At 38.5% G+C, this 20,310-nt stretch carries 20 protein-coding genes, 1 rRNA gene and 1 riboswitch; of the genes, 19 read left to right on the forward strand and 2 right to left on the reverse strand.

The window, feature by feature from the left end; genetic code table 11:
- The first annotated feature begins 89 nt into the window (after positions 1 to 89).
- From rrf to purD, 15 genes are all read left to right on the forward strand, one after another.
- Positions 90 to 205, forward strand: a 5S ribosomal RNA gene (gene rrf, locus BK577_RS13200).
- Positions 206 to 667: 462 nt separating this feature from the next.
- Positions 668 to 1,429, forward strand: a complete 762-nt coding sequence (locus tag BK577_RS13205; RefSeq protein WP_078433212.1) for a class I SAM-dependent methyltransferase — start codon at positions 668 to 670, stop codon at positions 1,427 to 1,429.
- Positions 1,430 to 1,628: 199 nt separating this feature from the next.
- Positions 1,629 to 1,829, forward strand: coding sequence for an NETI motif-containing protein (locus BK577_RS13210; RefSeq protein WP_078433213.1), 201 nt, complete (start codon positions 1,629 to 1,631; stop codon positions 1,827 to 1,829).
- Positions 1,830 to 1,915: 86 nt separating this feature from the next.
- A riboswitch (purine riboswitch) is annotated at positions 1,916 to 2,017 on the forward strand.
- Positions 2,018 to 2,128: 111 nt separating this feature from the next.
- A complete protein-coding gene (gene purE, locus BK577_RS13215) occupies positions 2,129 to 2,617 on the forward strand; it encodes a 5-(carboxyamino)imidazole ribonucleotide mutase (protein WP_078433214.1) in 489 nt (162 codons plus the stop codon).
- A complete protein-coding gene (purK, locus tag BK577_RS13220) occupies positions 2,604 to 3,734 on the forward strand; it encodes a 5-(carboxyamino)imidazole ribonucleotide synthase (RefSeq protein WP_078433215.1) in 1,131 nt (376 codons plus the stop codon). The genes purE and purK overlap by 14 nt, the downstream gene beginning before the upstream one ends.
- Before the next feature lie 16 nt (positions 3,735 to 3,750).
- Positions 3,751 to 5,043: an adenylosuccinate lyase gene (gene purB / locus BK577_RS13225; protein ID WP_078433216.1), complete on the forward strand. Its 1,293-nt coding sequence runs from the start codon at positions 3,751 to 3,753 to the stop codon at positions 5,041 to 5,043.
- Between the two features lie 120 nt (positions 5,044 to 5,163).
- Entirely contained in the window at positions 5,164 to 5,895 is a 732-nt protein-coding gene (gene purC / locus BK577_RS13230) for a phosphoribosylaminoimidazolesuccinocarboxamide synthase (protein WP_078433217.1), read from the forward strand.
- Positions 5,883 to 6,137 carry a phosphoribosylformylglycinamidine synthase subunit PurS gene (purS, locus tag BK577_RS13235; protein ID WP_026562375.1) on the forward strand — a complete coding sequence of 85 codons (255 nt, stop codon included), beginning with the start codon at positions 5,883 to 5,885 and terminating at the stop codon, positions 6,135 to 6,137. Before purC ends, purS begins: the two co-directional genes overlap by 13 nt.
- Positions 6,134 to 6,817, forward strand: a complete 684-nt coding sequence (purQ, locus tag BK577_RS13240) for a phosphoribosylformylglycinamidine synthase subunit PurQ (RefSeq protein ID WP_078433218.1) — start codon at positions 6,134 to 6,136, stop codon at positions 6,815 to 6,817. Before purS ends, purQ begins: the two co-directional genes overlap by 4 nt.
- On the forward strand, positions 6,801 to 9,029 hold the full coding sequence (gene purL / locus BK577_RS13245) for a phosphoribosylformylglycinamidine synthase subunit PurL (protein ID WP_078433219.1): 2,229 nt from the start codon (positions 6,801 to 6,803) through the stop codon (positions 9,027 to 9,029). The genes purQ and purL overlap by 17 nt, the downstream gene beginning before the upstream one ends.
- Entirely contained in the window at positions 9,005 to 10,417 is a 1,413-nt protein-coding gene (purF, locus tag BK577_RS13250; protein ID WP_078433220.1) for an amidophosphoribosyltransferase, read from the forward strand. Before purL ends, purF begins: the two co-directional genes overlap by 25 nt.
- 121 nt (positions 10,418 to 10,538) lie before the next feature.
- Entirely contained in the window at positions 10,539 to 11,576 is a 1,038-nt protein-coding gene (purM, locus tag BK577_RS13255; protein WP_078433221.1) for a phosphoribosylformylglycinamidine cyclo-ligase, read from the forward strand.
- Positions 11,576 to 12,142: a phosphoribosylglycinamide formyltransferase gene (gene purN / locus BK577_RS13260; RefSeq protein WP_078433222.1), complete on the forward strand. Its 567-nt coding sequence runs from the start codon at positions 11,576 to 11,578 to the stop codon at positions 12,140 to 12,142. Before purM ends, purN begins: the two co-directional genes overlap by 1 nt.
- Before the next feature lie 19 nt (positions 12,143 to 12,161).
- Positions 12,162 to 13,700, forward strand: a complete 1,539-nt coding sequence (gene purH / locus BK577_RS13265) for a bifunctional phosphoribosylaminoimidazolecarboxamide formyltransferase/IMP cyclohydrolase (RefSeq protein WP_078433223.1) — start codon at positions 12,162 to 12,164, stop codon at positions 13,698 to 13,700.
- A gap of 289 nt (positions 13,701 to 13,989) precedes the next feature.
- Entirely contained in the window at positions 13,990 to 15,258 is a 1,269-nt protein-coding gene (gene purD, locus BK577_RS13270; RefSeq protein WP_078433224.1) for a phosphoribosylamine--glycine ligase, read from the forward strand.
- On the opposite strand, the gene BK577_RS26745 is transcribed toward purD, so the two are convergent.
- A complete protein-coding gene (locus BK577_RS26745) occupies positions 15,239 to 15,340 on the reverse strand; it encodes an EYxxD motif small membrane protein (protein WP_342743284.1) in 102 nt (33 codons plus the stop codon). The genes purD and BK577_RS26745 overlap by 20 nt on opposite strands.
- 212 nt (positions 15,341 to 15,552) lie before the next feature.
- Complete coding sequence (locus BK577_RS13275) at positions 15,553 to 15,831, reverse strand: YgaP family membrane protein (RefSeq protein WP_078433225.1); 279 nt, start codon at positions 15,829 to 15,831, stop codon at positions 15,553 to 15,555.
- Positions 15,832 to 15,937: 106 nt separating this feature from the next.
- On the opposite strand from BK577_RS13275, the gene BK577_RS13280 reads away from it, so the two are divergent.
- From BK577_RS13280 to pcrB, 4 genes are all read left to right on the forward strand, one after another.
- Positions 15,938 to 17,680: an adenine deaminase C-terminal domain-containing protein gene (locus BK577_RS13280; RefSeq protein WP_078433226.1), complete on the forward strand. Its 1,743-nt coding sequence runs from the start codon at positions 15,938 to 15,940 to the stop codon at positions 17,678 to 17,680.
- 45 nt (positions 17,681 to 17,725) lie between these two features.
- Complete coding sequence (locus BK577_RS13285; RefSeq protein WP_245823510.1) at positions 17,726 to 18,769, forward strand: DUF3048 domain-containing protein; 1,044 nt, start codon at positions 17,726 to 17,728, stop codon at positions 18,767 to 18,769.
- Between the two features lie 14 nt (positions 18,770 to 18,783).
- Entirely contained in the window at positions 18,784 to 19,098 is a 315-nt protein-coding gene (locus tag BK577_RS13290) for a YerC/YecD family TrpR-related protein (protein ID WP_026562364.1), read from the forward strand.
- A gap of 397 nt (positions 19,099 to 19,495) precedes the next feature.
- Positions 19,496 to 20,182 (forward strand): heptaprenylglyceryl phosphate synthase, encoded by a 687-nt coding sequence (gene pcrB / locus BK577_RS13295; protein ID WP_078433227.1) that lies wholly within the window; start codon positions 19,496 to 19,498, stop codon positions 20,180 to 20,182.
- Positions 20,183 to 20,310 lie beyond the last annotated feature (128 nt).

The following is a 20,310-nucleotide window of genomic DNA, read 5'->3' on the forward strand; positions in this document are numbered from 1 at the left end:
GACACCGGAGCGTACTTCAGTACGTGAGGATGTTGACGAATGAGATGACGCAGAAATGTGAAGTTTATCGGAAGCCGTAAACTATATTATTTGGTGATGATGGCGAAGAGGTCACACCCGTTCCCATGCCGAACACGGAAGTTAAGCTCTTCAGCGCCGATGGTAGTTGGGGGTTTCCCCCTGTGAGAGTAGGACGTTGCCAAGTAAAAAGAGGAAGAAAAGATCAGTAGAGATACTGGTCTTTTTTTGTGTGAATAAAACGATTACCAAAACCGAAGGTTTTTAGTAAAATGTAGAGATAAAGTATAATTACTAGCCTGAGGCTTGGGAGAAGCAAGAAGATCAAGGAAACGCAGAGAGAGAAGACCGGAGTGTGCGTAGTTGGCACATGAGGATCTGAACGAACAAGTTGACGCGGAGATTTGCCGCTTATCGCAAGCCGATATCCGAACACGGAAGTTAAACTCTTAGCGCCGATGGTAGTTGGGGGTTTCCCCCTGTGAGAGTAGGACGTTGCCAAGTAAAAAGAGGAAAAAAGATCAGTAGAGATACTGGTCTTTTTTTGTTTTTAAAAAACAATAGCCAAAAGTCGAAGTTTTTAACAAAACACCAATTTTTTACAAAAACATGTTATATTAAAGAAAACATATAGGCAGGCAGGTGCGAAATGGAGAGAAGAAATCATTGGGATGCGAATTTATACGATCAGCATCATTCATTTGTCTCTGAGTATGGACAAGGTTTAGTAGAGCTGTTAAAACCTATGCAAGGTGAGAGAATACTTGATGTTGGATGTGGTACTGGTGATTTAATGAATACATTTGGTCGCTTAGGTGTATCTGTTTTAGGTGTGGATCAATCTGAGCCGATGATAGTAAAAGCTAAAGAAAAGTATCCACAATTAAACTTTGAAGTCAGAGATGTGTTGGAACTAGGTTTTAAAGAGGAGTTTGATGCTGTTTTTTCAAATGCTACTTTACATTGGGTAAAAGAGCCGATGGCAGCTTTAGAAAAGATGTTTGAAAGCTTAAAGGTAGGGGGACGTTTTGTTGCAGAATTTGGGGGAGTTGGTAATGTTGAGCTGATTTTGAATGAGTTTAGGAATCAGTGCGAAAAAGAGGGATATCCTGTAACAAGTGAGTCGCTTCCCTGGTATTTCCCTAGTATTGGTGAGTATACATCATTAATGGAGAAAGTTGGTTTTAAGGTGACATATGCGGTACATTTTAGTAGACCAACAGCTCTCGATGGTGAAGAAGGGCTTAGAAACTGGTTACGAATGTTTATGCCGAATTTTCTAGCTTCATTGCCTGATGATGTAGAAACGAAGGTGTTAGAAAATGTAGAAAATAGCTTACGTTCCATTTTATATAAGAATCAGCAATGGGAAGCAGATTATAAGCGTATTAGAGTAATGGCTATTAAGTAGGAGAATAAGTAACGTTTTATAACCTAACTTAGAGAAACTAAATATTGAATTTTTTATATTGTGAATGATGATTAAGGTTTTCCTTAGTTAATCATTCTTTTTTATTTCCTAAAATAGTCACTGTTGATATAAAGGATATCTTTACATAAATAGTGGTAGAATGTAGAATACATAGAACTGTGAGCATGGAGGTAAGAGCATGACATCTAAGCCAAAAAAGAAAAAGTTTGTTGTTGAGGAAAATGAAACAATTGATGATTGTCTCGACAGGATGAGTAAGGAAGGGTATATGCCGGTTAGAAGAACTGAACAGCCAATTTTTAAGGAGGAGATCCGGAATAATGTGGTTGAACAGATCCCGTGTGGAAGAATGATTACATTTGAAGGGAAACTTCTGTAAAAACCGAACAATAAGGAACTATTAAAATAAATCGTTCGATTTTACGTTGACATGGAATAGCTTCATTGTTAATATAAACATGTAAATAATTAATTTAAAATATACCTCATATATAATTGGGAATATGGCCCAGAAGTTTCTACCCGATAACCGTAAATTATCGGACTATGAGGGAAAGTGTATATACGAATCGGAAATAGATAAATCCGAGCTCGATATATCTAACTTTCTCTACTAGTTGAGAAGGTTAAATATCGAGCTTTTTTGTTATTATGATTTTTTATAAAGGTGGGGAAAGAATGGATCCGATTGTTGGAGTCATAATGGGAAGTACCTCTGACTGGGACACGATGAAATTTGCATGCGATATACTGGATGAACTTAGTATTCCGTATGAGAAAAAGGTAGTTTCTGCACATCGTACACCAGATTATATGTTTGAATATGCTGAGAATGCTAGAAGCAGAGGCTTGAAGGTTATTATTGCCGGTGCAGGTGGGGCAGCCCATTTACCAGGTATGGTTGCGGCAAAAACAACTCTGCCAGTCATTGGTATTCCTGTTCAGTCAAAGGCTTTAAATGGTCTTGATTCATTATTATCAATTGTTCAAATGCCAGGTGGTGTTCCTGTTGCAACTGTTGCCATTGGCAAAGCTGGAGCAACAAATGCAGGATTATTAGCTGCAGAGATCTTGTCCACAAATAATCAAGCATTAGCTGATAGACTAGATACGAGAAGAGAAGAATTACGATTAAAAGTTTTGGAGAGCAGTGATGAGCTTGACTAATCAAACGATTCTACCAGGCAGTACAATTGGCATCATCGGTGGTGGACAGCTTGGGAGAATGATGGCCATTGCAGCGAGACAACTAGGCTATCGTATTGCTGTATTAGATCCGACGAAAGACTGTCCTTGTGGTCAAATTGCTGATATCGAAATAACAGCTAGCTATGATGATCTTGATGCAATTAAAGAATTAGCTAAGGTAAGTGATGTTATAACATATGAGTTTGAGAACATTGATTACACAGCTTTACGTTGGTTAGAAGAGCATGCTTCATTACCACAGAAGAGTTCATTGCTTTTGCTAACACAAGATCGTGAAACAGAAAAAGCTGCGATTGTAAATGCGGGGTGCCAGGTTGCCCCATATGAGATTATCCATTCCGCAGAAGAGCTGCAAAAGGCAGTAGAAGTGCTTCAGTATCCATGTGTCTTAAAAACGTGCCGTGGTGGTTATGACGGTAAAGGACAGGTTGTGCTTCGAGGAGATAAGGATCTCTCAAAAGCAGAGGAGCTGCTAACTCATGGAACATGTATATTAGAAAAATGGGTTCCTTTCGAAAAGGAAATTTCAGTAATTGTGACAAGGTCTGTTAATGGAGAAACAAAAACATTCCCAGTAGCTGAAAATATTCATAAAGACAATATTTTATATCAAAGCATCGTTCCTGCCAGAGTATCAGATCGTGTCATTCAAAAGGCGGAAGAACTTGCTATTAAACTATCAAATAGTTTTGAACTTGTAGGAACACTTGCTGTTGAAATGTTCTTAACAGACAATGACGAAATTTATATAAATGAGTTGGCACCACGCCCGCATAACTCGGGTCATTACACGATTGATCTATGTGAAACAGATCAGTTTGAACAACATATACGTTCTGTATGTAATCTTCCTTTAGGACAAACCAAGCTATTACAAAGTGGTATGATGGTTAATCTTTTAGGAGAAGATTTATCAATAGTAAGTGAACATCTTTCACTGCTGCAATATGCTAAGCTTCATCTTTACGGCAAAAAAGAGCCTGCCTCTAAGCGTAAGATGGGACATATAACATTTATTATTGAACCAATTCAGGATAATATAGAAAAGATTAATAAAATATGGGGTCAAAATTGAACGGAGGCAAAAAGAAATGATTGAACGTTATACAAGACCAGAAATGGGTGCAATTTGGACGGAAGAGAACAAATTTAAGGCTTGGTTAGAGGTCGAAATTCTTGCATGTGAAGCATGGGCTGAGCTTGGCGTTATTCCAAAAGAAGATGTAAAACTACTTCGTAAAAATGCATCATTTGATGTGAATCGCATAAATGAGATTGAGCTAGAAACTCGTCATGATGTTGTAGCCTTTACAAGAGCAGTATCTGAGACTCTTGGTGAAGAGCGTAAATGGGTTCATTACGGTTTAACATCAACAGATGTTGTTGATACAGCTTTATCATATTTATTAAAGCAAGCGAATGATATCTTATTGAAAGATATTGAGAACTTTATCCAAATTTTAAAAGAAAAAGCACAAGAGCATAAATATACGGTCATGATGGGACGTACTCATGGTGTTCATGCTGAACCAACCACATTTGGATTGAAGCTTGGCTTATGGTATGAAGAAATGAAGCGTAATTTAGATCGTTTCAAACGTGCTGCAGAAGGCGTTGAGTACGGTAAAATCTCTGGCGCAGTAGGAACGTATGCAAATATCGATCCATTTGTTGAAAAATATGTTTGTGAAAAGCTAGGAACAAAACCAGCTCCAATCTCAACACAAACCCTGCAGCGTGATCGTCATGCTGATTACATGGCATCTATCGCACTTGTAGCAACATCAATCGAAAAATTTGCTGTTGAAATTCGCGGGTTACAAAAGAGTGAGACTCGTGAAGTGGAAGAGTCTTTTGCAAAAGGTCAAAAAGGGTCTTCAGCGATGCCGCACAAACGTAATCCGATTGGTTCAGAAAACATGACTGGTCTTGCACGTGTCATTCGCGGTTATATGTTAACAGCATATGAAAATGTTCCGTTATGGCATGAAAGAGATATTTCTCACTCTTCTGCTGAGCGTATTATCTTACCGGATGCAACGATTGCTCTTAACTATATGTTAAATCGTTTTGGTAACATCGTGAAAAACTTAACGGTTTTCCCGGAAAATATGAAGCGTAATATGGATCGTACACAAGGTCTTATTTACTCTCAACGTGTGCTACTAGCTTTAATTGATACTGGAATGACTAGAGAAGAGGCATATGATCTAGTTCAACCAAAAGCAATGGAAGCTTGGGAAAAACAAGTACCTTTCCGTGGTTTAGTAGAAGCTGAAGAAAAAATTACTTCAAGACTCTCAGAAGAAGTCATTGCTGATTGCTTCGATTATAACTACCACTTAAAAGGTGTAGATGCAATTTTTGAACGTCTTGGTCTTTAAAAAAACAATAGCAAGGGCTTAAACAAGTCCCTTGCTATCTCTTTGAACAATAACATAGGTAAGAAAATCTGACAGAACATAATCTAAAGGTTCCCAATATTCAGTTTTAGGAGGGCTTTCATGAGCACAGAAAAGCTTGAGTTACTATATGAAGGTAAAGCTAAACAGATTTTTAAAACAAACGAACCTAATATTCTATGGGTCTCTTATAAAGATTCTGCTACTGCTTTTAACGGTGAGAAGAAGGAAGAGATTACTGGTAAAGGTCGTTTAAATAACGAAATTTCCACATTGATTTTTGAAAAGCTAACAGCAAAAAATATTGAAAACCACTTTGTGAAAAGACTGTCATCAACAGATCAGCTTGTGAAAAAAGTAACGATTATTCCTTTAGAGGTCGTTGTAAGAAATGTTGTAGCAGGAAGCCTTTCTAAACGAATTGGTATTGAAGAAGGAACAGAGATTAAGAATCCTTTAGTGGAGTTTTATTATAAAGACGATGACTTAGGAGATCCACTCATTACAGAAGATCACATTGCTTTATTAGAATTAGCTACACCAGAGCAGGTTCAAACATTAAAAACACTTGCCAAGCAGGTCAATGAAGTGCTTAAGGCTCATTTTCTTTCCTGTGATATACGCCTGATTGATTTTAAATTAGAATTCGGTATGACAGAGGAAGGAAAAATTATTCTTGCTGATGAAGTATCACCTGATACATGCAGATTATGGGATATCAACACAAATGAGAAGTTCGACAAAGATGTTTTTCGTAGAAATATTGGTAGTTTAACAGATGCATATGAGGTTATTTTAACTAGACTTGGAGGCCAATCAACATGTACAAAGTAAAAGTTTATGTCACGTTAAGAGAAAGTGTATTAGATCCACAAGGAAGTGCAGTAAAGAGTGCATTACACAGCATGGACTACAATGAAGTTCAAGATGTTCGTATCGGGAAATATATGGAGTTAACGATTGAGAAGTCAGATCGTGATTTAGATACAGCTGTTCGTGAAATGTGTGAAAAATTACTTGCTAATACAGTGATTGAAGACTTTAGCTATGAGGTACAGGAGGTTGTCACAAAGTGAAATTCGCTGTGATTGTATTCCCAGGATCTAATTGTGATGTTGATATGTATCATGCAATTAAAGATGAGCTCGGTGAAGAAGTGGAGTATGTATGGCATGATGAGACAGATTTAAGCCAATATGATGGAATTCTTCTACCTGGTGGTTTTTCATACGGAGATTACTTACGCTCAGGAGCTATTGCCCGCTTCTCAAATGTAATGAAGGAAGTCGTGAAAGCTGCTGAATCTGGTAAACCTGTACTCGGAGTATGTAATGGATTCCAGATTTTATTAGAGGTAGGATTACTTCCAGGTGCTATGAAACGAAATGAAAACTTAAAGTTTATGTGCAGACCAGTTAATTTAAAGGTTGCAAATAATGAAACAGCCTTTACTTCAGCTTATGCTAAGGATGAGGTTATCTCAATTCCGATCGCACATGGAGAAGGGAACTATTATTGTGATGAGCAAACACTACAAACGCTTAAAGAAAACAATCAAATTGTGTTTACGTACGAAACGAATCCAAATGGCAGCCTAGTTGATATTGCAGGCATTACAAACGAGCGCGGAAATGTATTAGGAATGATGCCTCACCCTGAGCGTGCTGTTGATGAGCTATTAGGAAGTGCAGACGGATTAAAATTATTTCAATCAATCGTAAAAAACTGGAGGGAATCTCATGTCACTACTGCTTGAACCAACTAACCAGATGATAAAAGATGAAAAAATCTACAGACAAATGGGTGTAAGTGATGACGAGTTTGCCCTGATTGAAAAAATTATTGGACGTCTTCCAAATTACACAGAGATCGGTATTTTTTCAGTAATGTGGTCTGAGCACTGCAGTTACAAAAACTCTAAACCAATTCTTAAAAAATTCCCTGTTACAGGTGAAAAAGTATTACAAGGTCCTGGTGAAGGTGCAGGGATTGTTGATATCGGTGATAACCAAGCCGTCGTATTTAAAATTGAAAGTCATAACCACCCATCAGCAATTGAGCCGTATCAAGGTGCTGCAACAGGTGTAGGTGGAATCATCCGTGACGTTTTCTCAATGGGAGCAAGACCGATTGCAATCTTGAATTCACTTCGCTTTGGAGAACTAAAAACACCTCGAGTGAAATACTTATTTGAAGAGGTTGTTGCAGGGATTGCAGGATATGGTAACTGTATCGGTATTCCAACAGTAGGTGGAGAAATTCAATTTGATGATTCATATGAGGGAAATCCACTTGTTAACGCAATGTGTGTTGGGTTAATTAATCATGAAGATATTAAAAAAGGTCAGGCTAAAGGTGTTGGCAACACAGTTATGTATGTGGGTGCGAAAACTGGTCGTGATGGAATTCATGGTGCAACGTTTTCTTCTGAAGAATTAACCGACGATTCTGGTGCAGATCGTTCAGCTGTTCAAGTTGGGGATCCATTTATGGAGAAGCTTTTATTAGAAGCTTGCTTAGAAGTAATTAAGAATGATGCATTAGTTGGTATTCAAGACATGGGGGCAGCTGGATTAACAAGCTCTTCAGCAGAGATGGCAAGTAAAGCTGGTTCTGGTATGGAAATGGATCTTGATCTTATCCCACAACGTGAAACAGGAATGACTCCATATGAAATGATGCTTTCTGAATCTCAAGAAAGAATGCTTCTTGTTATTGAAAAAGGAAGAGAGCAAGAAATCACTGATCTTTTTGAAAAATATGATTTAGAGGCTGTTTCAGTTGGTAGAGTAACAGATGATAAAATGCTTCGTCTATTCCATAAAGGTGAAGTCGTTTGTGAGCTTCCAGTTGATGCTCTTGCTGAAGAGGCACCAGTTTATCACAAGCCTTCTAAAGTACCTGCGTATTATGAAGAGTTCCAAAAAATGAACGTAGCACCACTTCAAGTAGATAACTATAAAGAAACACTTATTAATCTATTAAAACAACCTACGATTTCTTCTAAAGAATGGGTTTATGATCAATATGATTACATGGTACGTACAAATACAGTCGTAGCCCCTGGTTCTGACGCAGCTGTTGTTCGTATTCGTGATACGAAAAAAGCGTTAGCTATGACAACTGACTGTAACTCTCGTTATCTATATCTAGATCCCGAAGTTGGCGGGAAAATTGCTGTAGCGGAAGCTGCGCGTAACATCGTATGTTCAGGAGCAACTCCATTAGCAATTACAGATAACCTAAACTTCGGTAACCCAGAAAAACCTGAGATTTTCTGGCAAATCGAAAAAGCGGCAGACGGTATTAGTGAAGCTTGTCGAGTATTAAATACCCCGGTAATCGGCGGAAATGTTTCACTATATAACGAAACAAACGGAACAGCAATCTATCCAACTCCTGTTATCGGAATGGTTGGATTAATTGAAGATACAGATTATATTACAACACAGGATTTCAAGTCGGCTGGAGATCTAATTTATTTAGTAGGTGAAACAAAAGCAGAATTCGGTGGTAGTGAACTTCAAAAACTTACACACGGAAAAATCTTTGGTCAATCACCTGAACTTGATTTAGACAAGGAAAGCAAAGTACTAGGACAGCTTTCAGCCGCAATCCGTGCGAAGTCAGTTGCATCTGCACATGATGTTTCTGAGGGTGGCGTTGCGGTTGCTTTAGCAGAACCATTATTCGGCGGCAAAGGACTAGGTGCGGAAGTAGCTCTTCAAGGTGATGCAACTGCAGCACTATTTAGTGAATCACAAACAAGATTTATTCTATCAGTGAAAAAGGAAAACAAAGAAGCATTTGAACAATTAGTTGAAGCGGTTTGTATCGGGGAAGTAACAAACTCCGGTAACCTAGTTATTAAAAATGAACAGGATGAAACACTTGTCGATGCATCTGTTGAAGAATTAAAAGATGCATGGAAAGGAGCAATCCCATGCTTGCTGAACTCAAGGGATTAAACGAAGAATGTGGTGTATTCGGAATTTGGGGTCACCCGGAAGCAGCGCAAATTACGTATTATGGCTTGCATAGTCTCCAGCATAGAGGTCAAGAAGGTGCCGGGATTGTGACAAGTGATGGTGAGAAGCTAACTGGTATGAAAGGGTTGGGACTCATCAATGAAGTATTTGCAAACGGGAAATTAAAAGAGCTATCTGGTAAAGCCGCGATCGGCCATGTTCGTTATGCAACAGCAGGTGGAGGCGGATATGAAAATGTTCAGCCTTTGCTTTTTAAGTCACATAGCGGAAGCTTAGCTCTTGCACATAACGGAAATCTTGTGAATGCAACACAGGTTAAACATCAGCTTGAAAGCCAAGGGAGTATTTTCCAAACAACTTCTGATACTGAGGTATTAGCACATCTGATTAGAAGAAGCGGCTATCAAGATATGAAAGAAGCTGTAAAAAATGCCTTAACGATGATTAAGGGAGCATATGCATTTTTAATTATGACAGAAAATGAAATGATGGTTGCTCTAGATCCTAATGGATTACGTCCACTGTCTATTGGAGTCATGGGAGATGCGTATGTTGTTGCATCTGAAACATGTGCATTTGATGTGGTTGGTGCAAAGTACGAAAGAGACGTTCAACCTGGTGAGCTTTTGATTATCAATGATGAAGGAATTCGCTCTGAACGCTTTTCTATGAATATCAACCGTTCAATATGCAGTATGGAATATATTTACTTCTCACGTCCTGACAGTAATATTGATGGCATTAACGTTCATACAGCACGTAAAAACCTTGGTAAACGCTTGGCTGTTGAATCCGAAGTGGATGCGGATGTTGTAACGGGTGTTCCTGATTCAAGTATTTCAGCAGCAATCGGTTTTGCTGAATTAACTGGAATCCCTTATGAGTTAGGATTAATTAAAAATAGATATGTAGGGCGGACATTTATTCAACCTTCACAATCATTACGTGAGCAAGGTGTAAAGATGAAGCTTTCTGCTGTTCGCGGTGTTGTTGAAGGGAAGCGTGTTGTCATGGTTGATGATTCGATTGTACGTGGAACAACAAGTAAACGTATTGTGAATATGCTTCGTGAAGCAGGGGCAACAGAGGTTCATGTGCGTATCAGTTCACCGCCAATTGCAAATCCATGTTTCTATGGAATTGATACTTCTACACATGAGGAACTAATTGCGTCTAATCATACAGTGGAAGAAATTCGACAAATTATCGGGGCTGATAGCTTGGCTTTCTTAAGTGTTGAAGGCTTACTTGAAGGTCTAGGCCGACCATATGAAGGTGAAACAAGAGGTCAATGCTTAGCTTGCTTCACAGGTCGTTATCCGACTGAAATTTATGCAGATACCGTTTTACCGCATGAAAAAGCGTAAATAGAAAAAATGTGATAGGAATCGAATGCTCGATTCCTGTCTTACTTTAAAGTACAAAGTGAACAGTCTCGCACTGACTCTTTAAATTGATAAATAGATTAGTTTTTTAGGAGGATCACACATGTCTGACATTTATAAGCAAGCTGGTGTAGATATTGAAGCTGGTTATGAAGCTGTGACAAGAATGAAAAAGCATGTTGCCAAGACAATGCGCGCTGGTGTATTAGGTGGACTTGGCGGCTTTGGTGGAATGTTTGATTTAAGTGAACTAAATTACAAAAAGCCTGTCCTTGTTTCAGGAACAGACGGTGTTGGAACAAAGTTAAAGCTTGCTTTTATGGCTGATAAGCATGATACGATCGGAATTGATGCTGTTGCCATGTGTGTGAATGACATTTTAGCTCAAGGAGCAGAGCCTTTATTTTTCTTGGATTATCTAGCACTGGGAAAGGCAAAGCCGGAAAAAATCGAGCAAATTGTAAAAGGAATTGCTGACGGTTGTGAACAATCAGGATGTGCATTGGTTGGTGGAGAAACAGCAGAAATGCCAGGTTTATACGAAGAGGAAGAATATGATGTTGCCGGCTTTTCAGTTGGAGCTGTGGAAAAAGACGAAATTGTAACAGGTGAACATATTAAGTCCGGCCATGTTTTAATTGGTCTTGCATCAAGTGGAATTCACAGCAACGGTTTTTCATTAGTTCGCAAGATTCTGTTAGAGGATCAAAAGCTTGAACTTGATCAGGTTTATGAGCCTTTTACACAAAACTTAGGAGAAGTACTTCTAACACCAACAAAAATTTATGTGAAGCCTGTCTTAGACGTGGTTAAAACCTATCAAGTTGATGGAATGGCCCACATTACTGGTGGCGGTTTTATTGAAAATATTCCAAGGATGTTACCTGAAGGAACAGGAGCGGAAATTGATCTTGGTTCATGGCCAAAGCCTGCAATTTTTGACTTTCTAAAGGGAAAAGGTCAGCTGGAAAGTGAAGACATGTATAATGTATTTAATATGGGAATTGGCTTTGTTCTTGCTGTGAAAGAAGAAGTATTGCAGGATGTGCTTGCAAAACTAGATGCAAATGGTGAAAAAGGGTATGTCATTGGACGTGTCATTGAGGGCTCTGGAGTAACATTCAATGGAGGAGCATTTTAATGAAAAAGTTAGCCGTTTTTGCATCAGGGAATGGCAGTAATTTTCAAGCTATTTTAGATGAAGTGAAAAGTGGAGCTTTAGAGGCAGACATTAGCTTGGTTGTTTGTGATAAACCAACAGCAGGTGTAATTGCACGGGCTGAAGCAGCAAATATCCCGGTTTTCTGTTTTGTCCCGAAAGAATATGAAACAAAAGCTCAGTTTGAACAAGAAATTTCAGCTATTTTACAAAAATATCAAATTGATCTCGTTATCCTTGCGGGCTATATGAGATTAATTGGTGAAACACTGCTAACTGCTTATGAGTCAAAAATCATCAATATTCACCCATCATTACTGCCGGCTTTTCCAGGTAAAGATGCTATCGGACAAGCATATGAAGCAGGGGTAAAAGTAACGGGTGTAACTGTCCATTATGTTGATGCAGGCATGGACACAGGTCCAATTATTGCACAGAAGGCAATAGACATTTCAGAGGAAGATACTGCTCAATCCATTGCTGAGAAAATCCATGCAGTTGAACATGTATTATATCCAAAAGTCATTCAAGAACTAGTTACAAAATAAAGCATAGAGGTGAGGAATCATGTCAGTAAAACGTGCACTTGTTAGTGTTTCAGATAAAGCGAATCTTGTTCCTTTTGTGAAAGAGTTAATTGAATTAGGTGTTGAAGTCATTTCAACAGGTGGAACAAAATCATTATTGGAAGAAAACGGACTAAATGTTATTGGAATTTCAGAGGTAACAGGCTTCCCGGAAATTATGGACGGCCGCGTTAAAACACTTCATCCAAATATCCATGGCGGTTTACTAGCTGTGCGTAGTAATCCTAGTCACATGAATCAGCTGAAGGAAAATAATATTGAAACAATTGACATGGTTGTGGTGAATCTTTATCCATTCAAAGAAACCATTTCAAAACCGGATGTTCAATTCCAAGATGCGATTGAGAACATTGATATTGGCGGTCCTTCTATGCTTCGTTCTGCAGCTAAAAACCATGAAGATGTGACAGTGGTTGTTGATCCGGCTGATTATCAAAACGTATTAGATGAACTAAAATCATCAGGTGAAGTTTCATTAGCTCAAAAGCAACGCTTAGCTGCAAAAGTATTCCGTCACACAGCTGCATATGATGCGTTAATCGCCGAATTTCTAACGAAAACAATTGGTGAAGAAGATCCTGAAACAGTCACATATACATTTGAGAAAAAACAGTCTTTACGCTATGGTGAAAACCCTCACCAAAGTGCAACTTTCTATCAAAAACCATTCGTTCCAACAGCTTCAATTGCAAATGCAAAACAGTTGCACGGGAAAGAGTTATCTTTTAATAACATCAAAGATGCTGATGCAGCACTACAAATTGTACGTGAGTTTGCAGAGCCGGCAGCGGTTGCTGTTAAGCATATGAATCCATGTGGCGTTGGTGTAGGAACATCAGTAAACGAAGCATTTACACGTTGCTTTGAAGCAGATCCAACTTCTATTTTCGGAGGAATCGTTGCACTAAATGAAGAAGTTGATGTAGAGACTGCCAAGCAGTTACATGAGATCTTCCTTGAAATCGTTATTGCTCCTTCTTTTAGCCAAGAAGCATTGGAGGTTTTAACAAGTAAGAAAAACCTTCGTTTGTTAACAATTGATGTAAAAGCAGCATCTAAACAAGATAAAGTACTTCAATCTGTACATGGTGGCTTACTTGTACAAGATGAAGATACCCTTTCACTTGATGATGTTGAGGTAACAATCCCTACGAAACGTGAGCCTTCTGAGGAAGAGTGGAAGGACCTTAAGCTTGCTTGGAAAGTAGTCAAACATGTGAAATCAAATGCCATTGTTCTCACAAAGGATGAAATGACAGTTGGTGTTGGTGCCGGTCAAATGAACCGTGTTGGTGCAGCGAAAATTGCGATTGAACAAGCGGGTGTTAAGGCACAAGGCAGTGCATTAGGTTCTGATGCATTCTTCCCTATGTCAGATACGGTTGAAGCAGCTGCAAAAGCAGGTGTAACAGCAATTATTCAACCGGGTGGGTCCATCAAGGATGAAGATTCTATTCGCATGGCGGATGAGTATGGCATTGCGATGGTATTCACAGGAGTACGTCACTTTAAACATTAAGAGCAAAAGCGCAAGCGCCTTGATCAGCCTCGGGCAAATAAGACGCAAATGAATAGAAGACGTTCTTTGTCTTCAATTCATTTGTGGCTAGACCCTAGAGGGGCTAGGCGCTGGCAGTCAAAACACGCGACGTCAATCGCCATGACTGCACTTGCACATCCTGTGCTTCGGAGCTGGATGTCAAAGCGCTTATCCCACAGTTCAAGAATATTATAATTTCCTAAACGATGAATATGGAGCCAGTTGAACTGGCTCTTGAATGTTTTAAAAACAAGAGCGGGGTGTGAAGATGAAAGTACTGATTATCGGGCAAGGCGGACGTGAACATGCATTAGTTTGGAAGGCAGCACAAAGTAAACTTGTAGAGGAAGTTTTTGTTGCACCTGGTAATGACGGAATGGATGAGCTGGCTACACGAGTAGACATTAGCGAAACAGACAATGGAGCACTAGTATCTTTTGCAAAAGAGAAAAACATTGATTTAACAATCGTTGGCCCTGAAGTTCCTTTACTAAATGGTATTGTAAATGATTTTGAAGCTGAAGGCTTAAAAATATTTGGTCCAAGAAAAGAAGCAGCACTTATTGAGGGCAGCAAAAACTTTGCCAAAGAAATCATGATCAAATACAATATTCCAACAGCTGAGTATCAAACATTCACAGATGTTGAAAAGGCAAAGGCATATATTCAGGAAAAAGGTGCACCAATTGTTATTAAAGCGGACGGGTTAGCTGCCGGTAAAGGTGTAACAGTTGCTGAAACTCTCGAAGTAGCGTTAGATAGTGTAACAGATATGCTGGAAAATGCGAAGTTCGGTGATGCATCAAGTTCTGTTGTTATTGAAGAGTTTTTAGCAGGTGAAGAGTTTTCATTAATGGCATTTGTTAAAGATGAACAAGTATACCCAATGGTAATAGCTCAGGACCATAAACGTGCCTATGACAATGATGAAGGCCCAAACACTGGGGGAATGGGTGCCTATTCTCCTGTGCCACAAATTTCAGAACAAGTTGTGGAAACGGCAGTAGAAACAATTTTAAAACCGGCGGCAAAAGCGCTTGTAAGTGAAGGCCGTTCATTTACAGGAATTTTATATGCCGGACTCATCTTAACAACGAATGGTCCAAAAGTTATTGAATTTAATGCCCGTTTTGGTGATCCTGAGACACAGGTTGTTCTGCCAAGATTGGAATCAGATCTGGTCGAATCATTATTAGCTATTCTCGATGATAAACCTGTTGAGTTAAAGTGGTCTGAGCAAGCAGTGCTTGGTGTTGTTCTTGCTTCAAAAGGTTATCCAAATGACTATGAAAAGGGACAACCGATCGGCTCTCTTACTGCTAAACATGAAGAAGCTGTTATCTTCCATGCAGGAACGAAAAAAGTGGAAGATCAGTTTGTCAATAACGGGGGACGTGTACTAGTTGTATCTGGCTATGGTTCAACCATTCAAGCTGCACAAAAACAAGCATATGAACTAGTTGAAAAAATTTCAGCTCCTGCATTGTTTTACAGAACTGACATTGGAAACAAAGCTATTAAGCACGTCGTTTCTTAATATAGACATATAACAAAGCAACAATGCCGCCAATTAAGGCGATGAGAATAAACGACATATCTGTTAAATATTCTAAGAACATATGTAACACCTCCTAAAACGATAGAATAAGGGGCTGGCTATGCCAGTCCCAATTTATTTTTAAACGGTAAGAAAAATGATTGTACTTAGTTTAGTGTCTAGCTACAGCGCCTAGCCCCTCGAGGTCATAATTGGAATTGAAGGCAAAGAACGCCTTCAATTCCAAATTTACTTATTTGCCCTAGGCTGATCAAGGCGCTTACGCCTTTCTTATTATGAAGGATTATACGTAACTTCCTCCACATCTTCACCAAAATAATCTTCATCATCATCTTCAAAGAAATAAGTATCCCTATTTTCAAACAAGTAGGTGATTGGGCAAAAACGCAGAATACCTTCTCCAACCTTCATTGCGCCAAGTATGATCGCAATAAGATAAGAATCTCTCCAAGGCTTCTTACAATATTTTGATGTAGCCCATGCTAATACAGATAGCCCACATGTAATTCGAATAAGCGCATTAACAATCCCGATATTTGGTCTAACCATCATAAGCCTCCCTAATTGTCATAAAATTGAAATAAAAACTTTAATGCGTTAATAAATTCCATATGTTAACATAGTATCTAAGTAGTAACTAGAAAATGGAGGGTCTTTTATGCCCGAGCAAAAATTTCAATGGAAAAATAGTCAGATACGAAAACAAATAGAGGTATTAACCAATCATTTAGCTCCATCAGTTGTGCTTAAAAATGCAACATATCTTAACTCTTATTTAAGACAATGGATGAAAGCAAATATTTGGATCTATGAAGATCGCATTGTTTATGTGGGGGACAAATTACCTGAGCAGACATTTCAGATGGAAGTAATTGATTGCGCTTCCAATGTGATTGTACCAGGTTATATTGAACCACACGCACATCCATTTCAGTTATATAATCCCCAATCCTTAGCGAGATATGTGTCACAAACAGGAACAACAACATTTATAGGTGATAATCTTTTTCTTCTTTTGCAGTCCAGCAAAAAGAAAGCGCTTACTTTTATGGATGATATGGAAAAGCTGCCTTATCACTATTTCTGGTGGGCCAGGTTTGATTTGCAAACAGAGGTACACTCTGAGGAAAAGGTCTTTTCACATGATTTTGTTCGAAAATGGTTGGAGCATAAGTCAGTTCTTCAGGGTGGTGAGTTAACAGGATGGCCAAAGCTTGCTGATGGAGATGATTGGATTCTGTATTGGTTGCAGGAAACAAAACGAAGAGGAAAACGAATAGAAGGGCATTTCCCAGGTGCCTCTAAAAATACGTTAACAAAAATGAAGTTATTTGGAGTTGACAGTGATCATGAATCAATGACAGGTAAAGATGTGATGAATCGTTTAAAGATGGGGTATACTGCTGCATTAAGACAATCATCTATTCGCCCGGACCTGGAGAAGTTATTAAAAGAAGTGCAAAATGAGGGGCTTTCGGTATATGATCATGTCTATTTCACAACAGATGGTTCAACACCGACCTTTTATGAAAATGGAATGATAAATACGTGTATAGACATCGCTTTAGACTGTAATGTTCCTGCGATAGATGCTTATCACATGGCTTCTTTTAATATTGCCAGGTATTATCAGCTGGAAGATCGCATCGGTGTTATAGCTCCGGGGCGTATGGCAACATTAAACATCCTTGAAAATATTGATAATCCTGATCCTCTATCTGTTATGTCAAAGGGAAAATGGCTGGTGAAAAACAGAGAGATTCAGCAATGTCACGATGATGTGGACTGGGGACAGTATGGGTTGGAACCTGCTGAAATAAAGTGGGATTTACTCATTGATGATTTGCAATTTTCGATGCCAATGGGAATGAAAATGCGTAATGCTGTCATAATGGAGCCATATTCAGTGACAATTGACAGTTCCTCCGAGTTACTTTCGGAAGATCATGATGAAAGCTTTTTAGCATTAATCGACCGTAATGGGGAATGGCGGATAAATACTGTGATCAAAGGCTTTTCAAAGAAAGTGCAGGGTTTTGCCAGTTCATATTCAACGACAGGTGATATTATTGTGATCGGCAAGAATAAAAAAGAAATGCTGTCAGCTTTTGCACGAATGAAAGATATAGGTGGAGGCATTGTATTAACGGAGAATGAGCGCATCATATTTGAAATGCCTTTAAAGTTAAATGGTGGAGCTTCCCAAGAAGTACTAGAAAAGGTTATAACAAAGCAAAAGGAATTAAATATCTTATTAAAAGAAAGAGGATACCGATTTGATGATCCGATTTATTCTTTGCTTTTTTTATCATCTACTCATCTACCGTATATACGAATTACACCAAGAGGTATATTTGATGTGATGAAAAAAACGGTACTCTTTCCATCTATAATGCGTTAAAATATAAAAGTGGAAAATAGATAAGGTTGTGTTAGTTTGAGGAATGTGAAATTTGCGGCCGCTTTCTTTTCAATATGTGTATTTATGAGTGCCTGCAGTAATGATGAATCACAAGAGCAAAGTATTCCGGATAATGGTGAAGCATTCGAACAAATAGAAGAAACAGTAGTGGAAGCAGTTGAAGAAAGCGTTGTCTCGCCATTAACAGGATTAGAAACAGATGAACAAAATATCACACAACGTCCAGTTAGTGTGATGATTAACAATCACCCTGCTGCAAGACCGCAATCAGGGTTAACAAAAGCGGACATTGTTTATGAAGTTTTAGCTGAAGGAAATATTACCAGGTTTTTAGCTGTCTTTCAAAGTGACATACCTGATATAATCGGGCCTGTAAGAAGTGCAAGACCATATTATATTGATTTAAGTAAAGGATATGACTCCCTTTATATTGCCCATGGCTATAGCCCGGATGCGTTAGTAAAGCTAACAAACGGTGAAGTCGATTCCTTAAATGGTATGGAATACGACGGAACACTTTTTTGGAGAGCTGACCACCGGAAAGCACCGCACAACTCCTATATATCAAAAGAAAATATTTTAGAAGGTGCTATTTCCAAACAATATGAAGTGGCAGCAGAAGTAGAACCCTTTGAATTTTTATCTGAAGAAGAAGTGCAGAATTTAGAAGGGGAACATGTTAACAAGTTTGTTATCAAATATGACAATTCCCAAACCTGGCAGGCAACTTACGAGTATAATCAAACTGAAAAGGTCTATAGTCGTTATAGTGACACTCAACAAACAGTTGATCTTGAAAGTAATGATCCTGTAAAACTTTCTAATGTTTTTGTAGTAGAAATAGATCATAACATTGTAGATGATTATGGAAGACGAGGAATTGATTTGAAGTCTGGAGGAAAAGCTTTATTACTTCAAAATGGTTTGATGCAAGAGGTAGAATGGGTAAATGAAGATGGTAGGATTTTACCTGTAAAAGACGGGAACATCGTAAAGTTTGTTCCGGGAAAAACATGGATTAATATTGTACCAAATTTAGATATGTTTCTAATTCAATCGCAAGAATAAAAGGAGAATGAATTATGCAAATAGAAAAGCTTCGCGGAAAAGAGCTTGATCAGCTTTTTCAATCTATTTTGTCATTAAAAGACCTTGAGGAATGCTATCGTTTTTTTGATGATTTATGTACAGTCAATGAAATTCAATCCCTGGCACAGAGGCTGGAGGTTGCTAGAATGCTGCGTGAAGGCAATACCTATCATAAAATCGAAACAGAAACAGGTGCCAGCACAGCCACTATTTCACGTGTTAAGCGTTGCTTAAACTATGGAAATGATGCCTACACAATGGCATTAGAACGTGTTCATGGCAATAAGGAATCAGAAGAAGTTGAATAAATAGATAAACACCACAATATGTGGTGTTTTTTATTTGTCCTTTTTAAAGACACTTTTAAAACAATGATTATGACTTTTCTATAAGATTGTTATCTATTAATAAGTTCTTTTTAAGAAACAAAGTAGGTTGATTGGAGCGGAAGGTGCGAGACTCCTGTGGGAGTTGTGGGACAGGTGAGATCCCACAGGCGCGCATGCGCCGAGGAAGCTCACCGCCCACCCCACGGAAAGCGAGCGTCCTGGAGCTCCAATCAACCTAACTAAACTCATAGTACGAAGCATAAAGTTTGTGAAAACAGCCTAAAACTTCAAACATCTTCCTTCTCTTTTAAGTTTTTTGCTAGCATGTAATTTGCTATAATAGGGAAATGGATGTTTTTGAATGGAGGAATCCAGCATGTACGATATTACCGAGTGGAAACATGTGTTTAAACTCGATCCTGATAAAGAGATAAATGATGATGAGTTAGAGAAGATCTGTGAATCCGGTACAGATGCAATTTTAGTCGGTGGTAGTGATAATATCACAGAGGATAATGTGTTGAACTTAATGGCGAGAATTAGACGCTATCTTATCCCTTGTGTTTTGGAAGTTTCTACAGCAGAATCCATTATTCCCGGTTTTGATTTGTACTTCATTCCAACTGTTTTAAATAGTAAAAAAACGAAGTGGATGATGGAGCTACATCATGAAGCTGTTAAGGAATATGGCGAGATTATGAATTGGGATGAAATTCTTGTTGAGGGCTACTGTATTCTTAATCCGGAATGTAAAGCAGCAGCTTTAACAGATGCAAATACAGAATTGTCCATTGAAGATGTGAAGGCTTATGCCCGCGTAGCAGAAAATATGTATCACTTACCGATCTTTTATTTGGAATATAGTGGTAAGCTTGGGGATATCACTGTCGTCGAGCAAACAAAAAAGGTGTTAAATCATACAAAGCTATTCTATGGCGGTGGAATTTCAACTCCTGAGCAAGCAAAGGAATTTGCTCAATATGCAGATGTGGTTGTAGTGGGCAATGTTATATATGAAAATTTACCAGCAGCATTAAAGACTGTGGCTGCAGTTAAAGAGTGATTGAAAATAATTTTTTTAAAGGTATGAAAGTATAAATTATTAATTAGTTATAGTGTCTAGCTCCAGCGCCTAGCCCCTCGAGGTCATAAGTCAATTTGAAATTGAAGGCAAAGAACGCCTTCTATTTC

The sequence above is a fragment of the Metabacillus halosaccharovorans genome (assembly GCF_002019635.1).
Lineage (GTDB): Bacteria > Bacillota > Bacilli > Bacillales > Bacillaceae > Metabacillus > Metabacillus halosaccharovorans.

What these genes read in the sequence shown, in the direction of transcription:
- BK577_RS13275 (WP_078433225.1), bottom strand. Translation starts at nt 15,831, where the DNA reads ATGATGGTTAGACCAAATATCGGGATTGTTAATGCGCTTATTCGAATT.
- pcrB (WP_078433227.1), top strand. Translation starts at nt 19,496, where the DNA reads ATGTACGATATTACCGAGTGGAAACATGTGTTTAAACTCGATCCTGAT.
- purH (WP_078433223.1), top strand. Translation starts at nt 12,162, where the DNA reads ATGTCAGTAAAACGTGCACTTGTTAGTGTTTCAGATAAAGCGAATCTT.
- BK577_RS13290 (WP_026562364.1), top strand. Translation starts at nt 18,784, where the DNA reads ATGCAAATAGAAAAGCTTCGCGGAAAAGAGCTTGATCAGCTTTTTCAA.
- purB (WP_078433216.1), top strand. Translation starts at nt 3,751, where the DNA reads ATGATTGAACGTTATACAAGACCAGAAATGGGTGCAATTTGGACGGAA.
- BK577_RS13280 (WP_078433226.1), top strand. Translation starts at nt 15,938, where the DNA reads ATGCCCGAGCAAAAATTTCAATGGAAAAATAGTCAGATACGAAAACAA.
- BK577_RS26745 (WP_342743284.1), bottom strand. Translation starts at nt 15,340, where the DNA reads ATGTTCTTAGAATATTTAACAGATATGTCGTTTATTCTCATCGCCTTA.
- BK577_RS13210 (WP_078433213.1), top strand. Translation starts at nt 1,629, where the DNA reads ATGACATCTAAGCCAAAAAAGAAAAAGTTTGTTGTTGAGGAAAATGAA.
- purF (WP_078433220.1), top strand. Translation starts at nt 9,005, where the DNA reads ATGCTTGCTGAACTCAAGGGATTAAACGAAGAATGTGGTGTATTCGGA.
- BK577_RS13205 (WP_078433212.1), top strand. Translation starts at nt 668, where the DNA reads ATGGAGAGAAGAAATCATTGGGATGCGAATTTATACGATCAGCATCAT.
- purC (WP_078433217.1), top strand. Translation starts at nt 5,164, where the DNA reads ATGAGCACAGAAAAGCTTGAGTTACTATATGAAGGTAAAGCTAAACAG.
- purE (WP_078433214.1), top strand. Translation starts at nt 2,129, where the DNA reads ATGGATCCGATTGTTGGAGTCATAATGGGAAGTACCTCTGACTGGGAC.
- purM (WP_078433221.1), top strand. Translation starts at nt 10,539, where the DNA reads ATGTCTGACATTTATAAGCAAGCTGGTGTAGATATTGAAGCTGGTTAT.
- purS (WP_026562375.1), top strand. Translation starts at nt 5,883, where the DNA reads ATGTACAAAGTAAAAGTTTATGTCACGTTAAGAGAAAGTGTATTAGAT.
- purK (WP_078433215.1), top strand. Translation starts at nt 2,604, where the DNA reads ATGAGCTTGACTAATCAAACGATTCTACCAGGCAGTACAATTGGCATC.
- purD (WP_078433224.1), top strand. Translation starts at nt 13,990, where the DNA reads ATGAAAGTACTGATTATCGGGCAAGGCGGACGTGAACATGCATTAGTT.
- purL (WP_078433219.1), top strand. Translation starts at nt 6,801, where the DNA reads ATGTCACTACTGCTTGAACCAACTAACCAGATGATAAAAGATGAAAAA.
- purN (WP_078433222.1), top strand. Translation starts at nt 11,576, where the DNA reads ATGAAAAAGTTAGCCGTTTTTGCATCAGGGAATGGCAGTAATTTTCAA.